Origin of the sequence: Saccharothrix violaceirubra, assembly GCF_014203755.1 — a bacterium.
Classification (GTDB): Bacteria; Actinomycetota; Actinomycetes; order Mycobacteriales; family Pseudonocardiaceae; genus Actinosynnema; species Actinosynnema violaceirubrum.
The window spans coordinates 3,869,808-3,887,041 of record NZ_JACHJS010000001.1; the positions used below are offsets into that span (position 1 = coordinate 3,869,808).

Here is a 17,234-nt window from a genome sequence, read left to right on the forward strand (position 1 = left end):
GGCGGTGACGCGCCGCTGGTCACCCGAGGGCTGGTCGACCTGCTGGCCGAGGTCGGCAAGTCCTTACGGCTTGTCGTGTTGAACGCGTGCGGCACCGACGCCGTGGCGCGGGAGTTGGCCGTGGTCACCGGGTGCGCGATCGGCTATCCCGCGCGGGTGGCCGATCGGACGGCGATCACGTTCGCCGCCCACTTCTACCGGTGTGTCGGGTCGGGCATGGCCGTGGGCAACGCGTTCCGGGCCGCAGTGGCGGTCGCCCGGATGTATGGGGCCGACGAAGGCGAGATCCCCGTCCTGCACGTCGCACCCGAGGTCAACGAGGACGCGCACCACCTCCTGCACCCGGCCCACTTCGTGCCCGATCGCGTGTCCGGGCGGCTTCCCAACGCCACCGCCTTGGTCGCGCGTCAGTCCGTGGCCAAGCAGCGTTTCACGTTCCTGGCCACGGGTCTGACCGGCTCTGAGTCGGAATTACGGGCAGGGCTCACCGCCATGCGGATGGACGTCCAGTGGATGCGCATCGAGGATTCGCGGTCACGGCACGCGGTCGAAGTCCAGGGCGCGGGCGCTGTGCCGCCACGCCGCACCCACGGGCACGAGCAGCGCCGCGTAGACCACAGCCGGGACGGCGACCCAGCCGTGCAGGTGCTGGGCGGCCTTCACCAGCATCAACGCGATGTAGGCGAGATGGACGGCACTGACCCCGCCGTACGCGATGAGGGCTGCGACCCGGTGGGGCCGCGGAGCGGTGTGGACGTTGGTGGCCCGTTCGGTCGCGGTGGTGCCGACCCGGTCCCGGTCGAGGTCGGGGACGTCGGCGAGCAGTCGGCGTTCAAGGGTGAGGATGGAGCGGGCCCGGACGGCGGCCAGGTTGAGCAGTTGGGAGTGGAAGGCGGCGACGCAGATCAGCGGGAACGGCAGGAGCGCGATGGCCCAGCCGAGCAGGTCGAGCTTGTCGTAGAAGGCGATCGTGCCGACGAGGTAGGTGGCGGCGACGCCCATGGTGGCGAGGCCGACGTTGAGCGTGGTCGCCCGGTCGGCGCGGTCGGACTGGTAGACGGCGATCAGCGCCGGTAAGCGGTCGGGCTCGGTCGTGGTGTTCATCGGGTGTCGACACTCTCCCGAAGGCGCGGCTCGGACTGGGCGACCTCACTATTCCAGAGTCGGGCGCACGCGCGACACCATCGGGGCCCACACTGTCCTAATCAGACGGTCAAATCGGCAGTCCGATGTGGAATCGCAGCAGACGGGTATCGGTCCCGAAGATCTCCTCGACGTCGGCAAGCAGGGCGGACAGCTCGGCTACGCGCGAGGCAGGGGGAACGGCGTACGCGGTCGCGGCCTCGTGCGCGAGCCAGTGGGACAGGTCCGCCCGTGCGGTGGCGTGCAGGGGGTGCCCGGGGTCGGCGAGCAGGTCGAGGTCGACGCCGATCCGCGTCCACAGGCCGTGGGCGCGCAAGAGCCGGTAGGCGGCCCGCTGGACGTGCGGTGGCCGCTCCGGTCGCAGCAACGGCCGCAGGAAGTCCTCGTCCAGGCCGTCCGCGTGCCGGAGCAGGGACAGCACGACCTGCCGCGTCACCGAGGACACCGGATCGGTCAGCAGGGGCAGGAGCAGCCCCGGTGTGGTCTCGCCGAGCCGTCGCAGCGCACGGACAGTCACCGCACGCCCCCGAGACGAAGGGTGTCCCAGCCATTCCCGGAGCGGCTCGACGTCGACGTGGGCGCCGGTCTCCCCAAGTCCCGCGATCACCGTGGGCAGCGGCGGACGCCGGTCGAGCAGTGCCCGATAGCGCGCGGCCGGGTCCGTACCGGCGCGGCGCAGGAGGGCTTGCGCGGTGGCGCGCACGACGGCACCGGTGTCGACCAGTGCCGCGTCGACGGCCGCCATCTCCCCCGCGGCGGCCAAGGCGCGAACGGCCTCGGCGCGCACCATGGCCGTTCCGGCGGCAAGCAGTCGACGGGGCACGTCGCGATCACCGGCGGCGCGGATGGCCGCTTCCGCACACAACACACGGATCGACGGGTCGGGGCCGGTTTCGGCCGTGCGCACCAGCCGGTCGAGGTGGAGTCGGCCGGCGGCCAGGCCGATCGTGTGCGCGAGTCGCCGGACGCCGCGGTCTTCGGCCGCCAACGCGGCCTCCAGTGCCTCGGGCGGGCCGTCGCGGAGCACGTCCGCCACAGCGTCGAGCAACCAGTCGCCGTCCCTGCGCGCATGCACGGCCCGCGCGACGGGTGCCGCCAAAGCGATCGCCTCGGTCGGCGCACGGTCGAGTTGTCGAGCGCACGCCCGACGTGCGGCGGCGCGGACCTCGGGCACCCAGTCCGCCGCCCGCAGCGCCAGGACGGGCACCCCGCTGACGTTGTCCCGTGAACCAAGCACGGTCACGGCCGCTTCCCGCACGAACCCGTCCGGGTGGCAGGCGGCGGCGATCAGGTCCAACGGCCCAGCCCGACCGGCGACCAGGCGGTGGGCCGCCACGTCGGTCGACGTGAGGATGCCCCACGGCAGGCTCCGGGCGGCGGCGTCCACCGTCAGCCATAGGCGCGGGCCCGCCTCGGCCAGCCGCCGGACGACCAGGTCCGCATCGGCGTGCCGGCCGATCGGGGACAGCAGCGACCAGAGTTCGCGGGCGGCGTCGAAATCCCCGCTCCCGGCACCGGAGAGCGCCCGGTCGAGCGAGTCCCGGTCGGGCAGGCCCGCCGGCGGCTCGTCGGGAGGCGAGGCAAGCCGTCCACGCAGTCGATCACCAATGGCATCCACGGCGCCATCGTCCACACCCGCACGGTCGCGGGCACACGATTTTAGAAGGCCGGACCCCGCCGCGAAGGCGGGGTCCGGCTCCGGGGTCAGGCCGTGAAGCCGTGTTCCGGCTGGGTGCGGAGGATCTCGGCCGCCCCGCGCAGCGCGCGGTCCAGCCGCCCGATCTCCTCCTCCGTCAACAGCACCGACGGCTCGAAGCGGAGGGTGGTCACCGCGCTGGCGGTCGGGAAGGTGCGGATGTCGTGCGCCTGCAACAGGTAGCCCGCGATCGCGTAGCCCAGGAACGGCGCGTTCACGCGGATCGCCTCGGACGTGGCAGTGTCCTGCGCGGCGAACTCCAACCCCAGCATCAGGCCCTTGCCCCGGACGTCGACCACCACGTCCGGGTAGTCCGCGCGCACCCCTTCCAAAACAGCGGTCAGCCGCTCGCCCAGCTCGGCCGCCTTCCGGTACGCCCGGCCGTCCTCGGACTCCAGCAGCTCCAGGACGGTCGACGCGATGTGGCACGAGAACGCGTCCTTCGCGAACGTGGAGCTGTGCACGAGTTCGAACTCCGGCCGGTACCGGGACTCGCGGACCAGCAGCACCGACGCCTTCGCCACGCCGCCGCCCAGGCTCTTGGCCAGGGTGTAGTAGTCGCCGCGCAGCCCGATGAGCGTGCTCGCCAGGAACGCGCCCGACCGGCCCATCCCGCTCTGGATCTCGTCCACCACGACGGGAGCACCCACCGAGGCCGCCGCCTCCTGGATCTCCGCGGCCAGCTCGGCCGAGACGACCCGGATGCCGCCCTCGCCCTGGATCGGCTCGACGACGAACGCGGCGATCAGCGGGAAGTCGTGCTCGACCACCCGCACCTCGCCGCCCTCGACCACGATGTCCAGCACGGACGCGCGCTCGCCGTCCACCATGTCCTTGACCGCGCCCGGCTGGTCCAGCGGCACGAACCGCGCCTGCGCCGCCAGCGCCGAGAACGGGGTCCGGTAGTCGGCGTTGTGGGTCAACTGGACGCTGCCCGCGAGCTTGCCGTGGAACCCGCCCTCCAGCGTCACGAACACCGGCGGACGGGCGGCGACGGCCGCGTTGTGCGCGGCGATCGCGGTCAGCAGGCCCGCCAACCCCTCCTCGGGGACACTGCCCGCCTTCTCGTAGGCGCTGGGCGCCACCGAGGTCACCGTCGTCGCCAGGTTCGCCTCGATCCCGGCCAGCAGGTCGCGGGCCCGGAAGCCCCGCTCCAGCTCGGCGTGCTTGATGGCCGCCTCGATGGCCTCGGCGCCGGTGTTGGCGAAGATCGTCGCGAACGCCTCGTCCTCGCCCAGCTCGCGCCGGATGATCCGGTTGAGCCGGTTGGCCACGTCGTTGGCATAGGGGTGCCGGGAGAACTGGGCGTGGATGGGCGTGCCGGCGGCGAGCAGTTCCTGGGCACGCGCCACGACGGTCGGGTGGTTGTGGCCCAGGAGCAACGAGCCGTAGCCACCCGCGAGGTCGAGCACGGCCACCTCGCTCCCGTCCTCGGCGAGCCGGTAGATCGTGTTGCCCTCGGCCCGGACGTACTCGACGTCGAGGCCGACGGTGCCCAGCCAGCCGCGTAGGGTCGGTTCGGCCAGTTCGCGGTCGGTGTGGGCGGCGGTCATGGGTTGGACGGCGGTCATGGGTTCCTCCTCGGTGATCAGTTCCACGCGCCGGGCGCGCGGTAGGGTCGCGCCGTCCACAGGGGCGCGGACGCGGCGGGGGTCTCATCGGGTTCTTCCGCGCGCGGCAAGGCGAGCAGGGCGACGGTCAGCGCCGCCAGTTCCTCGTCGTCGGGCGCACCGTGCACGATCACGTCGGCGGGTTCCCGTGCTTGCGCGCCGGGATGTCGGCGCGCTTGGCCCGCAGCACGGCCAACGCCTCGATCAGCGTGGACCGCGTGCGCGCCGGGTCGATGACGTCGTCGAGCAGGCCGCGCTCGGCCGCGTAGTAGGGGTGCATCAGCTCGCGCTGGTACTCCTTGATCCGCTGCGCGCGGGTCTCCTCGGGGTCGGGCGCGGCGGCGATCTCCCGGCGGAACACGACATTGGCCGCGCCTTCCGCGCCCATGACCGCGATCTCGTTGATGGGCCACGCGTACGACAGGTCCGAGCCGATCGACCGCGAGTCCATGACGATGTAGGCGCCGCCGTACGCCTTGCGCAGGATCATCTGCACGCGGGGCACGGTCGCCGCGCAGTACGCGTACAGCAGCTTGGCGCCGTGCCGGATGATCCCGCCGTGCTCCTGGTCGCGGCCGGGCAGGAAGCCGGGCACGTCGACCAGGGTCACCAGCGGGATGCTGAACGCGTCGCAGGTCTGCACGAACCGCGCGGCCTTCTCCGACGAGTGGATGTCCAGCACGCCGGCGAGCGACGCGGGCTGGTTGGCCACGATGCCGACGACGTGCCCGTCCAGCCGGGCCAGCCCGCAGATGATGTTGGTCGCCCAGGTGGCGTGCACCTCGAACAGCTCGCCGTCGTCGACGATCTCCTCGATCACCGCGCGCATGTCGTAGGCCCGGTTCGGGTCGGCGGGCACGAGGTCGAGCAGCGTGCCGTTCTCCCGGTCCGCGGGATCGTCGGTGGCCACGACCGGCGGCAGCTCGCGGTTGTTGGACGGCAGCAGCGACACCAGGTGCCGGACGTCGGCCAGGCACTCGACCTCGTCGTCGTAGAGGAACTGGGCCGCGCCGGACACGCTGGCGTGCACGTCCGCGCCGCCGAGCTGCTCGTGGGTGATGTCCTCGCCCGTGACCGAGCGGACCACGTCCGGCCCGGTGATGTACATCTGCGAGACGCCGCGCACCATGAACACGAAGTCGGTCAACGCGGGCGAGTAGGTCGCGCCGCCCGCGCACGGCCCGAGGATCACGCTGATCTGCGGGATGACACCGGAGCACCGGACGTTGCGGCGGAAGATGCCGCCGTAGCCGGCGAGCGCGGTGACGCCCTCCTGGATGCGCGCGCCCGCGCCGTCGCTCAGGCTGATGATCGGGGCGCCCGCCGCCTCGGCGAGGTCCATCACCTTGTGGATCTTCTCCGCGTGCGCCTCGCCCAGCGACCCGCCGAGGATGCGGAAGTCGTGGGCGTAGACGAACACCCGGCGGCCGTGGATGCGACCCCAGCCGGTGACCACGCCGTCGGTGTGCGGGCGGCGGTCCTCCAGGCCGAAGCCGGTGGCGCGGTGCCGGCGCAACTGCTCGACCTCGCGGAACGTGCCCTCGTCGAACAGCAGGTCGAGGCGTTCCCGCACGGTCAGCTTGCCGCGCGCGTGCTGGGCCTGCGAAGCCTTGGCCAGCAGTCCGGGTTCGACCTGCTCCCGGACCGCGTGCAGTTCGGCGACACCGGCACGCAGGTCGCGCGGCGCTTCTTCGGTGACAGTCATGGGTTCCTCACTCCGTGGTTCGCGACGGCGCGGGCGGGAGGTACCCGGCGCGGACGAAGAAGTCGACGTACTTCGTGAACAGGTCCTCCCCGATCACCGGGCAGCGCACGCCGGCGGGTTCCAGCGCGGTGTCGGTGTCGGTCGTGTCGATCGCCGGGTAGAAGGTCTCGCTGTCGGCGGCCATCAGCTCGAACGCGTCCAGCAGCGGCAGCAGGGCGTTGCCGCGGTCGGCGCGCACCCGCGACCGGAACTCGTCGCGGTCCAGTTCGCGCAGCGGGTAGCCCATTACGCGCATCCGCTCCACGAAGTCGCCGAAGCCCTGGTGGCCGGGGTTGTGGAAGTGGAACGTCCGGCCGCTCTCCCGACGGGCGAGGGCGACGACGCCCGCCGAGACGTAGTCCACGGGGACCATGTGCACGGCGCCCTTCAGGCCCGCGGGCACCGCCTCGGCCTGCACCAGGCCCTTCAACGCCAGCCACACGAAGTCGCGGGTCTGACAGGCGCCGTTGTCCTGGTCGCCGCTGATCACGTCGACCCGGTACACCGAGACGGGCAGGCCGCGGTCGCGGGCGATCCCGACCACCTGTTCGGCGACCCACTTGGTGCGCAGGTAGTTGCTGGGCAGGTCCTCGGCGGGCCCGGTCGGGTCGGTGACCTTGAGCGGCACGCCCGGTTCCACCGCCGCCGGGAACACGCCGACCGTGGACAGGTGGTGCACGGGCACGGTGCGGTGGCGCGCGGCCAGCCGCAGGATCTCCTCGGTGCCGCGCACGTTCGACACCTTCAGCTCGTCGTACGAGCGCAGCCAGTTGACCGTCGCACCGGCGTGGAAGACCACGTCGACGTCGCGGGCCAACCCGTCGAACCGCTCCTCGGTGAGCCCCAATCGCGGCTGGGCCAGGTCGCCGACCACCACCGAGATCCGGGTGCGGTCCACGTCCACCTGGTACCAGTCCAGGTTGGCGTCGAGCTTGGCCCACGCCCGCTCTTCGTCCTCCGCACGGATCAGGCAGTGCACCACGCGTGCGTGCGTGTCGCGGAGGATGTCACGCAGCAGGAACGCGCCCAGGAACCCGGTCGAGCCGGTGAGCAGCACCTCCTGCGGGTCGTCCGCGACGGTGACGACCTCGGCGGCCGGGCGGATGTCGTCGGCCAGCCGGATGTCGGCGGCGTAGTCGATCCGCTCGTCGGCGTCGCCCTCCCCCAGTCCGGCGTGCAGGTGGTCGGCCAGCGCCGCCGGGGTGGGGTGGTCGAACACCAGGGTGGCGGGCAGCGTCAGGCCGGTGGCCGCCGCCAGCAGGTTGCGCAACTCCACCGAGGTGAGCGAGTCGAAGCCGAGGTCGGCGAGGTTCCGGTCCGCCTCGACCACGGCACCGCCGAGCACCCGCGCGGACTCGGCCAGCACCACGTCCAGCAACGCGGCACGACGCTCGTCGCCGACCAGCACGGAAAGATCCACAGTGGATTCCGCGACCTCGTCGGCGCGGGGCCGCGCGGTGGTCCGGGTCAGGCCGGTGAGGATCGCGGGCACCTTCTCCGGGCGTTCGCGCAGGGTCGGCACGTCGATGGGCGTGGCGACCACGGCGGGCACGCCGCCGCGCAGCGCCGCGTCCAGCAGGTCCGGGCCGGTGTCGGCGGTGACCGGGAGGAAACCGGTGCGGGCGATGCGCTGGAGGTCGGCCTCGGCCAGGTGCCCGCCGAGACCGCCGACGCCCGCCCACAGACCCCACGCGATCGACGTGGCCGCCAACCCCTGCGCGGCACGGTGTTCGGCGAGCGCGTCGAGCGCGACGTTGGCAGCGGCGTAGTTGCCCTGGCCGGGTCCGCCGACCACACCGGCGATCGAGGAGAACAGCACGAACGCGGACAGGTCCAGGTGCCGGGTCGCCTCGTGCAGGTGCCACGCCGCGTCGGTCTTGGGCGTGAGCACGGCGGCCAGCCGCTCGGGCGTGAGCGAGCCGATGACCGCGTCGTCCAGCACACCGGCGGTGTGCACGACGCCGCTCAGCGGGTGCTCGGCCGGTACCCGCGCCACGAGCCGGTCGACGGCGGCCCGGTCGCCGACGTCGCACGCGGCCAGGGTCACGTGCGCGCCCAGTTCCGTCAGCTCGGCGCGGAGTTCGGCCGCACCGGGGCTCTCGGCACCACGGCGACTCGCGAGCAGCAGGCGGGTCACGCCGTGCCGGGTGACCAGATGGCGGGCCACGAGGGCGCCGAGCGCACCCGTGCCGCCGGTGATCAGGACGGTGCCCTCGGCGACCCGGATCGGCCGCGGCGTCGCGGGTGGCAGCAGCCGGGTCAGCCTGGGCACCAGCACCCGGCCGTCCCGCACGGCCGCCTGGGCGTGGCCGGACGCGAGCACCACGCCCAGCCGGGACGCACCGGGGTCGGCCAGGTGGTCCACGTCCACCAGCACGATCCGGCCGGGCACCTCGGACTGCGCGGACCGCAACAGGCCCCACACCGCCGCGGCGGCCGGGTCGAGCACCTCGCCGTCCACGCCCACCGCGCGCCGCGTGATCACGACCAGCGGGGTGTCGGCGAGACCGTCGTCGGCCAGCCAGCGCCGCGCGAACGCCAACGCCTCGCGCGTCGCGGTGTGCACGTTCTCCGCCGCCGAGCCCGGACCGGACAGGAACGGCACCGCGACGGCGTCCACAGTGGACACGTCGGCGTCGGCCTGGTCGGAGCCGAGCACCAACCAGCGCGCACCGACCGCCGGTTCGGGCGCGGCGATCGGCACCCATTCGGTGTGGAACAGCGCGTCGTGCGGACGGCCCCGGTCGGTCTCGACCGCCGGACCGACGTGCACCTCGCCCACGCTCAGCACCGGCACGCCGCCGGGCGTGGCCGCCTCGACGGAGAGTCCGTCACGACGCACGCGCAGCGCGGTCGCACCGGCCGCGTGCAGGCGCACCGACCGCCAGTGGTGCGCGAACCCCTCTCCCACAACGGCTTCGAGCAACGTCGGGTGCAGGTCGTACCCCGCCGCGTCCGGCACCTCGACCAGGTCGCCGGAGTCGACGGCGACCGGCGCGGGACCGCCGAGGGCGAGGTACCCGTCGGCGTGCGCGGTCCACGCGAGGTCGTCGTCCGGGCGGCTGTGGACCTGGATCGTGCGGCGGCCGTCGGCCTCGGGCACGCCGACGACGACCTGGACGTGCACCGCCGCGCCCACCACGAGCGGGGTCCGCACGGTCAACTCGTCGACCGTCGTGTAGCCGACCTGGTCGGCCGCGCGCAGCGCCCACTCCACCAGCACGGCGGGCGTGGCGGGGTCGCGCGGCCCGATCCGGCCCGACAGCACGGTCTGGCCGGTGCCCGCGACGTCGACCGCCGTGCCGAGCACCGGGTGGTCCAGGGCGCGCAGACCGAGCCTGGTCGCGTCGGCGGTCGGCGCGGTCAGCCAGTAACGGTCCCGTTGGAACGGGTAGAACGGCAGGTCGACGCGCCGGGCGTCGGTGCCCGCGTAGAAGGCGTCCCAGTCCACGGCCACGCCCCGGACGTGCAGCCCGCCGAGCGCGGCGGCGAGCGCCTCGGGCTCGGACCGGTCCGCGCGCACCGACGGCAGCGCGACGACGGACTCGCCCGCCCACTCGGCGGTCATGCCGGTCAGGACGGCCGCAGGACCGATCTCCAGCACAGTGGTCACCTGCTGCTCCAGCAGGGACCGGACGGCGGCGTGGAAGCGGACCGGCTGCCGCACCTGGTCCACCCAGTAGTCCGGCGACGTCCACGACAGACCCTCGCCCACCGTCGACACGTACGGGATCACCGGCTCGGAGAACCGTACACTCCGGACGACTTCCCGGAACTCCTCCAGCATCGGGTCCATGAGCGACGAGTGGAACGCGTGACTCACCACCAGACGCCGGGTCTTGCGGCCCTGCGCGGTGAGCAGGTCCACGACCTCGCCCACGGCCTCTTCGGCGCCGGACAGCACGACGGACGAAGGCCCGTTCACCGCGGCCAACCCCACGTCCGACCGACCCGCCAACAACGGAAGAACCTCGTCCTCCGAAGCCCGCACCGCCACCATCGCCCCACCGGACGGCAAAGCCTGCATCAACCGACCACGCGCCTCGACGATCCGGCACGCGTCCTCAAGCGACAACACCCCGGCCACGTGCGCGGCGGCCAACTCGCCGATCGAGTGGCCCACCACGACATCCGGCCGCACACCCCACGACTCCACCAACCGGAACAACGCCACCTCGAACGCGAAGAGCGCGGGCTGCGCGGCACCGGTCAGGTCGAGGCCCTGCCCCGACTCGATCACCGACGGCAGCGGGTCGCCGAAGCGCGCGCACACGTCGTCGAAAACCTCGCGGAACACGGGGAAAGCCGCCAGCCCCGAGCCCATGCCCGCCCGCTGTGAACCCTGGCCGGTGAACAGGAACCCGAGTCCGCCGCCGGACACCGTGCCGGTCACCACGTCCGACGTCGGCTCGCCCGCCGCGAACGCCCGCAGCGCGGCGACCGGATCACCGGACACGACCGCCGCGCGGTGCTCCAGCGAAGACCGGCCCGTGGCCAGCGAGTAGGCCACGTCCACCGGCCGCGCCTCGATGTCGGCGAGCCGCTCCGCCTGCCGCCGCACCGCGTCCGCCGACTTCGCCGAGAACACCAGCGGTGCCGCCGGGAGCGTGGGCCGGTCGGCTTCGGCCGGTTCGCCGGCGGGCGACTGCTCCAGGATCACGTGCGCGTTGGTGCCGCTGACCCCGAACGCGGACACGGCCGCCCGACGCGGCCGGTCGACCCGCGGCCACGGCCGGGCGTCGGTCAGCAGCGACACGTCGCCCGCCGACCAGTCGACCATCGGCGTCGGCTCGTCCACGTGCAGGGTCCGGGGCAGCACGCCGTGCCGCAGCGCCTGCACCATCTTGATCACACCGCCGACACCGGCGGCGGCCACCGTGTGCCCGATGTTGGACTTCAACGACCCCAGCCACAGCGGCTCGCCCGACCGGCCGCGACCGTAGGTCGCCAGCAGCGCCTGCGCCTCGATCGGGTCGCCCAGCCGGGTTCCCGTGCCGTGCGCCTCGACGGTGTCCACATCGGACGGTTCGAGCTTGGCGTCGGCGAGTGCCTGCCGGATGACGCGTTCCTGCGAGGGGCCGTTGGGCGCGGTCAGGCCGTTGGACGCGCCGTCCTGGTTGACCGCGCTGCCCCGCACGACCGCCAGCACGCGGTGGCCGTTGCGCCGGGCGTCCGACAGCCGCTCGACCAGCAGCAGGCCGACGCCCTCGGACCAGCCCGTGCCGTCGGCGGCGGCGGCGAACGACTTGCACCGGCCGTCCGGCGCGAGCCCGCGCTGGCGGGCGAAGTCCACGAACCCGCCGGGCGTGGCGGTGACCGTGACGCCGCCCGCCAGGGCCAACGTCGACTCGCCTCGGCGCACCGACTGGGCCGCGAGGTGCAGGGCGACCAACGACGAGGAGCACGCCGTGTCGACCGTGACCGCCGGACCTTCGAAGCCGAACGTGTAGGCGACCCGACCGGACGCCACGCTGCTCAGCCGGCCGGTCATCAGGTGGCCCTCGAACTCGGCGGGCCCCGCCAACGGCAGGTAGGTCTGCTCGACCGAGCCGACGAACACGCCGACCCGATCGCCGCGCAGCGTCGCCGGGTCGACGCCCGCGTCCTCGAACACCTCCCAGGCCGTCTCCAGCAGCACCCGCTGCTGCGGGTCCATCGCCGTGGCCTCGCGCGGCGAGATGCCGAAGAAGCCCGCGTCGAACTCGCCCGCGCGGTCCAGGAAGCCGCCCTCGCGGGTGTAGGACGTGCCGGGCTTGGTGTGATCGGCGTCGTACAACGCCTCCAGGTCCCAACCCCGGTCGTCGGGGAACGGGCTGATGGCGTCGCCGCCCTCGGCGACCAGCCGCCACAGGTCCTCCGGGGAGCGCACGCCACCGGGGAACCGGCAGGCCATGCCGACGATCGCCACCGGCTCCTCGAGACCGGCCTCCAACTGGGAGATCCGCTGCCGGGCCTTGCGGAGGTCCTCGGTGACCCACTTGAGGTACTCGACGAGCTTGTCCTCTTTCGACATGGCTGCTGTGCTCCCGGTGGTCAGCTCGACGCGCGGCCGAGCTGGTTGTCGATGAAGTCGAAGATCTCGTCGGCGGTGGCCGAGGCGATCACGTCGGACGGCTCGTCGTCGGGTTCGTCCGGTACGCCTGTCAGGCGCACGAGCAGCGTGCGCAGCCGTGCGGCGATCTCGGCGTGCTCCTTGTCGTCGTGCTGCCGGGCGGCGTCGGCCAGGGCCGCCTCCAGGTTGTCCAGCTCGGCGAGCACGGGCGATTTCCCGGCCGGTGCCACGACGCCGAGCACGAACGCGGCCAGCCCGTTCGACGTCGGGTGGTCGAAGACGGCCGTGGCCGGCAGCGGGACGCCGGTGGCCGCGCCGAGCCGGTTGCGCAGGTCGACGGCGGTCAGCGAGTCGAAGCCCAGTTCCTGGAACGGCCGGTCGGCGGGCACCGAGGCGGCGTCGGGGAAGCCGAGCACGGCGGCGGCCTCGGTGCGTACGAGGTCCAGCACGACCTTCCCGCGCGCGGCCGGGTCCAGCGCCGCGAGCCGGGACGGGAAGTCCGCGACGGTCCCGGTCGAGGCGGCCCGGCGGGTCGCCCGGGGCCGGGCGGCCAACGGGGTGGCGGCCACGGCGGGCCGACCGCTCGCGAGCGTGGCGTCCAGCAGCGCCAGGCCCTCCTCGATCGCGACGGGCCGGAAGCCGTCCCGGACGAACCGGTTGCGGGCGACCTCGTCGAGGTGGGCGTTGATGCCCGCCTCGTGTGCCCACAGGCCCCACGCGATCGACGTCGCGGGCAGCCCGGCGGCGGCGCGGTGGCCGGCCAGGGCGTCGAGGAAGGCGTTGGCCGCCGCGTAGTTGGCCTGCCCCGGTCCGCCGAGGATGCCGACGACCGACGAGAACAGCACGAACGCCTTCACGTCGCCGACGAGTTCGTGCAGGTTCCAGGCGCCGTCGACCTTGGGCCGCAGCACGGCTGCCAGCCGGTCGGCGGTCAGGGTGGGTGCGAGACCGTTGTCCAGCACGCCCGCCGTGTGCACGACGGCCGACAGCGAGGTGCCCGCGAGCACCGCCGCGAGCGCGTCCCGGTCGGCGACGTCGCACGCCTCGACCCGCACGGTCGCGCCCAGCGCGACCAGGTCGTCCCGCAGCTCCGCCGCGCCCGGCGCGTCGATCCCGCGCCGGCTCACCAGCAGCAGGTCGGTGACGCCGTGCGCGGTGACCAGGTGGTGGGCCACGGTCGTGGCGAGAGCGCCGGTGCCGGTGATCAACACCGGGCCGGTCCAGCCGTCGTGGCCGGTCGGGGTGCCGGTGAGCCGTTCCAGCCTGGGCACGTGCGCGACGCCGGACCGGATCTCGGCCTCGGGCTCGTCGGCCGCGACGAGGTGGGCGATCACGTCGACCGGGATCTCGCCGTCGCCGAGGGCGACCGTGGACACCCGGCCCGGGTTCTCCGACCGGACCGAGCGGAGCAGGCCGGTGACGGCGGCGCCCGCGAGGTCGTCGGCCCGCGTGAGCACGACGAGCCGGCTGCCGTCGTCCCGGGCCGCCCACCGGCGGACCAGGTCGAGGGCGGCGGCGGTCGCCTCGTGGACCGACGTGACGACGTCGTCGGTGACCGACCGGAGGTCGGCGACGACGACGTCCGCACCGGCCGGGTCGTCGATCGACGCCCACGTGAGGGTGTGCTCGGCGACGTCGGCGGGCAGCGCGGTCCACCGGATCTCGTGCAGTGGCGGGGAAGCCTTGACCTCGGTGGGTTCGACGGCCCGGAACCCGACTGAGCCGACGCTGGCCACGGGTGCCCCGGCGGCGTCGACCAGTTCCAGTCCACCGGCCGGGGTCGTGGTCGCCCACACCGCCGACGCGCCGGTCGCGTGCAGCCGGACGTCCTGCCACACGTGCGCGAGCCGGTCGCCCTCGTCCAGCGCGGCGGCGAGCAGGGCCGGGTGCAGGCCGTAGCGCGCGGCGTCGTCGGCGTCGACCGCGTACTCCTCGCGCGGACCCGATACCGCATCGGCCGTTTTTTCTTGGGAGACAAGCGTTCCACTGGCATGCAACGTCCACTCGGCACGGTCCTCGTCGGGCCGGGCGTGGACGGTCACCGCACGGCCGTCGCCGTCCGCCGCGCCCACCCGCACCTGCAGCCGCACCGGGCCGGTCAACGCGACGGGCGCGTGCACGGTCAGCTCGGCCAGGGCCGGTGCGCCGAGTTCCTCGCCCGCGCGCAGCACCGTCTCCACCAGGGCCGCGCCGGGCAGCACGGGCGTGCCGAACGGTTCGGGCAGCCACGGCAGCCGGTCGGCGGTCACGCGACTGGTGAACAGCACCTCGCCGCTCCGCGCCACGGCCACCGGCTCGCCCAGCAGCGGGTGCCCGTGCCCGGACGTGGCCGGGTCGAGCCAGTAGCGGCGGCGCTGGAAGGCGTAGGTCGGCAGCTCCACCCGGTGGCGGTCGCCGAAGTAGGCGTGCCAGTCCACGGCGACGCCCGCGGCGTGCAGCCGGGCGAGCGCGGTCACGGCGGTGGTCGGCTCGGGCCGGTCGGCGCGCAGCAGCGGCGCGGCGGTCACGTCCTCGGGCAGCAACGCGGCGAGGACGGCGTTCGGCCCGAGTTCGAGGGCCTTGGTGACGCCCTGGCCGACCAGTCGGGTGGCCGCGTCGTGGAAGCGGACCGGCTGCCGCACCTGGTCCACCCAGTAGTCCGGCGACGTCCACGACAGACCCTCGCCCACCGTCGACACGTACGGGATCACCGGCTCCGCGAACCGCACGTCGCGCACGACCTCGCGGAACTCCTCCAGCATCGGGTCCATCAGCGACGAGTGGAACGCATGGCTCACCACCAACCGCCGGGTCTTCCGCCCCGACGCGGCCAACAGGCCCGCGACCTCGTCCACGGTGTCCTCGGCGCCGGACAACACGACGGACTCCGGCCCGTTCACGGCCGCCAACCCCACGTCCGAACGACCCGCCAACAACGGCAGAACCTCGTCCTCCGAAGCCCGCACCGCCACCATCGCCCCGCCCGAAGGCAGGGCCTGCATCAACCGACCGCGTGCCTCCACGATCCGGCACGCGTCCTCAAGCGACAACACCCCGGCCACATGCGCGGCGGCCAACTCGCCGATCGAGTGCCCCACCACGACATCCGGCCGCACACCCCACGACTCCACCAACCGGAACAACGCGACTTCCAGCGCGAACAGGGCGGGTTGCGCGAAGCCCGTCAGGTCGAGGTTCTCCCCCGACCGCACCACCGACAGCAGCGAGGCGCCGCCGACGCCGAAGCGCGAGCACACGTCCTCGAAAACCTCGCCGAACAAGGGGAACGCCGCCGCCAGTTCCGAGCCCATGCCGACCCGCTGCGAACCCTGGCCGGTGAACAGGAACGCGAGTCCACCCGACGCGGCGACACCCGACGCGACTTCCGCCGCGGGCGTGCCCGCGGCGACCGAGGCCACACCCCGCAGCAGCGACTCCCGGTCCGTGCCGACGACGACCGCGCGGTGGTCCAGGGCGGCCCGGCCGGTGGCCAGCGCGGAGCCGACGTCGGCGGGCGACCCGGCCACGTCCGCCAGGCGGGCGGCCAGGTCCCGCAACGCCTCGGCGGACGCCGCCGACAGCACCCAGGGCACGACCTCGGGCTCGGCCGACACCTCGCGCTCCGGCGCGGGCGGTGCCTGTTCGAGGACGACGTGCGCGTTGGTGCCGCCGAAGCCGAACGACGACACCGCCGCCCGCCGGGGCCGGTCCACCTCGGGCCAGGCCCGCGCGTCGGTCAGCAGCGAGACCGCGCCCGACTCCCAGTCCACGTGCGGGGACGGCTCGTCGGCGTGCAACGTCCGGGGCAGCAGGCCGTGCCGCATGGCCTGCACCATCTTGATCACACCGCCGACACCGGCCGCCGCCTGTGAGTGGCCGATGTTGGACTTCAACGACCCCAGCCACAGCGGCTCGCCCGCACGGTCGCGGCCGTAGGTCGCGAGCAGCGCGTTGGCCTCGATCGGGTCGCCCAGCGTGGTGCCGGTGCCGTGCGCCTCGACCACGTCGACGTCCGAAGTGGACAGTCGGGCGCGGGCCAGTGCCTGGCGGATGACGCGTTCCTGGGCGGGTCCGTTGGGCGCGGTCAGGCCGTTGGACGCGCCGTCCTGGTTCACCGCGCTGCCCCGGACCACCGCGAGCACCTGGTGCCCGTTGCGGACCGCGTCGGACAACCGCTCCACCAGCAGCAGGCCGACACCCTCGGACCAGCCCGTGCCGTCGGCCGAGGCGGCGAACGACTTGCACCGGCCGTCCGGCGCCAGGCCGCGCAGCCGCGAGAACTCCACGAACGCCACCGGCGTGGACATGATCGTCGCGCCGCCGGCCAGGGCCAGGTCGCACTCGCCGCGTTGCAGCGCGGTCACCGCGAGGTGCAGGGCCACCAGCGAAGACGAGCATGCCGTGTCGACGGTGACCGCCGGACCCTCCAGGCCCAGCGCGTAGGCGATGCGGCCCGAGGCCACGCTGCCCGCGCTGCCGCTGAACAGGTAGCCCTCGAAGTCACGGCCGGGCAGGTGCGCGCGGGACCCGTAGTCGTTGTACATCACACCGGTGAACAGGCCCGTGCGGCTGCCCCGCACCGAACGCGGGTCGACACCGGCCCGTTCGAACGCCTCCCACGCGGTCTCCAGCAGCAGCCGCTGCTGCGGGTCGACGGCGAGCGCCTCACGCGGGGACATGCCGAAGAAACCGGGGTCGAACTGGTCCGCGTCGTGCAGGAAACCGCCGCGCCGCGAGTAGGACTTGCCGACGCTGTCGGGGTCGGTGTCGTACAGGTCCGCCGCCCAGCCCCGGTTGTCCGGGAAGTCCGACACCGCGTCCACGCCGTCGACGACCAGCCGCCACAGGTCCTCCGGCGAGGAGACCCCACCCGGGTAGCGGCACGCCATGCCCACGATCGCGACCGGTTCGTGCGCGCTGTCCTCGACTTCCTTGAGCCGACGCCGGGCGTCGCGCGCGTCGGCGATGGCCCGCTTCAGGTAGTCGCGGAGTTTGTCCTCGTCTGCCACG

Annotated in this window: 7 protein-coding genes; all 7 read right to left on the minus strand. The window is 73.6% G+C overall.

Annotated elements, in window-relative coordinates:
• Positions 1–534: 534 nt before the first annotated feature.
• A complete protein-coding gene (locus tag F4559_RS18075; RefSeq protein ID WP_184670221.1) occupies positions 535–1,104 on the minus strand; it encodes a hypothetical protein in 570 nt (189 codons plus the stop codon).
• A 109-nt stretch (positions 1,105–1,213) separates the two neighbouring features.
• Positions 1,214–2,761 carry a hypothetical protein gene (locus tag F4559_RS18080; RefSeq protein WP_184670223.1) on the minus strand — a complete coding sequence of 516 codons (1,548 nt, stop codon included), beginning with the start codon at positions 2,759–2,761 and terminating at the stop codon, positions 1,214–1,216.
• An 86-nt stretch (positions 2,762–2,847) separates the two neighbouring features.
• A complete protein-coding gene (locus tag F4559_RS18085; RefSeq protein WP_246445251.1) occupies positions 2,848–4,410 on the minus strand; it encodes an aspartate aminotransferase family protein in 1,563 nt (520 codons plus the stop codon).
• A gap of 17 nt (positions 4,411–4,427) precedes the next feature.
• Positions 4,428–4,583: an acyl-CoA carboxylase epsilon subunit gene (locus F4559_RS35190; RefSeq protein WP_184670225.1), complete on the minus strand. Its 156-nt coding sequence runs from the start codon at positions 4,581–4,583 to the stop codon at positions 4,428–4,430.
• Positions 4,580–6,154, minus strand: a complete 1,575-nt coding sequence (locus F4559_RS18095; protein WP_184670227.1) for an acyl-CoA carboxylase subunit beta — start codon at positions 6,152–6,154, stop codon at positions 4,580–4,582. The genes F4559_RS35190 and F4559_RS18095 overlap by 4 nt, the downstream gene beginning before the upstream one ends.
• A gap of 7 nt (positions 6,155–6,161) precedes the next feature.
• The gene (locus tag F4559_RS18100) at positions 6,162–12,206 is read right to left on the minus strand and encodes a type I polyketide synthase (protein WP_184670229.1); all 6,045 of its coding nucleotides are present in this window, start codon (positions 12,204–12,206) and stop codon (positions 6,162–6,164) included.
• A gap of 20 nt (positions 12,207–12,226) precedes the next feature.
• Positions 12,227–17,233: a type I polyketide synthase gene (locus F4559_RS35995; RefSeq protein ID WP_184670231.1), complete on the minus strand. Its 5,007-nt coding sequence runs from the start codon at positions 17,231–17,233 to the stop codon at positions 12,227–12,229.
• Between the last annotated feature and the right edge of the window lies 1 nt (position 17,234).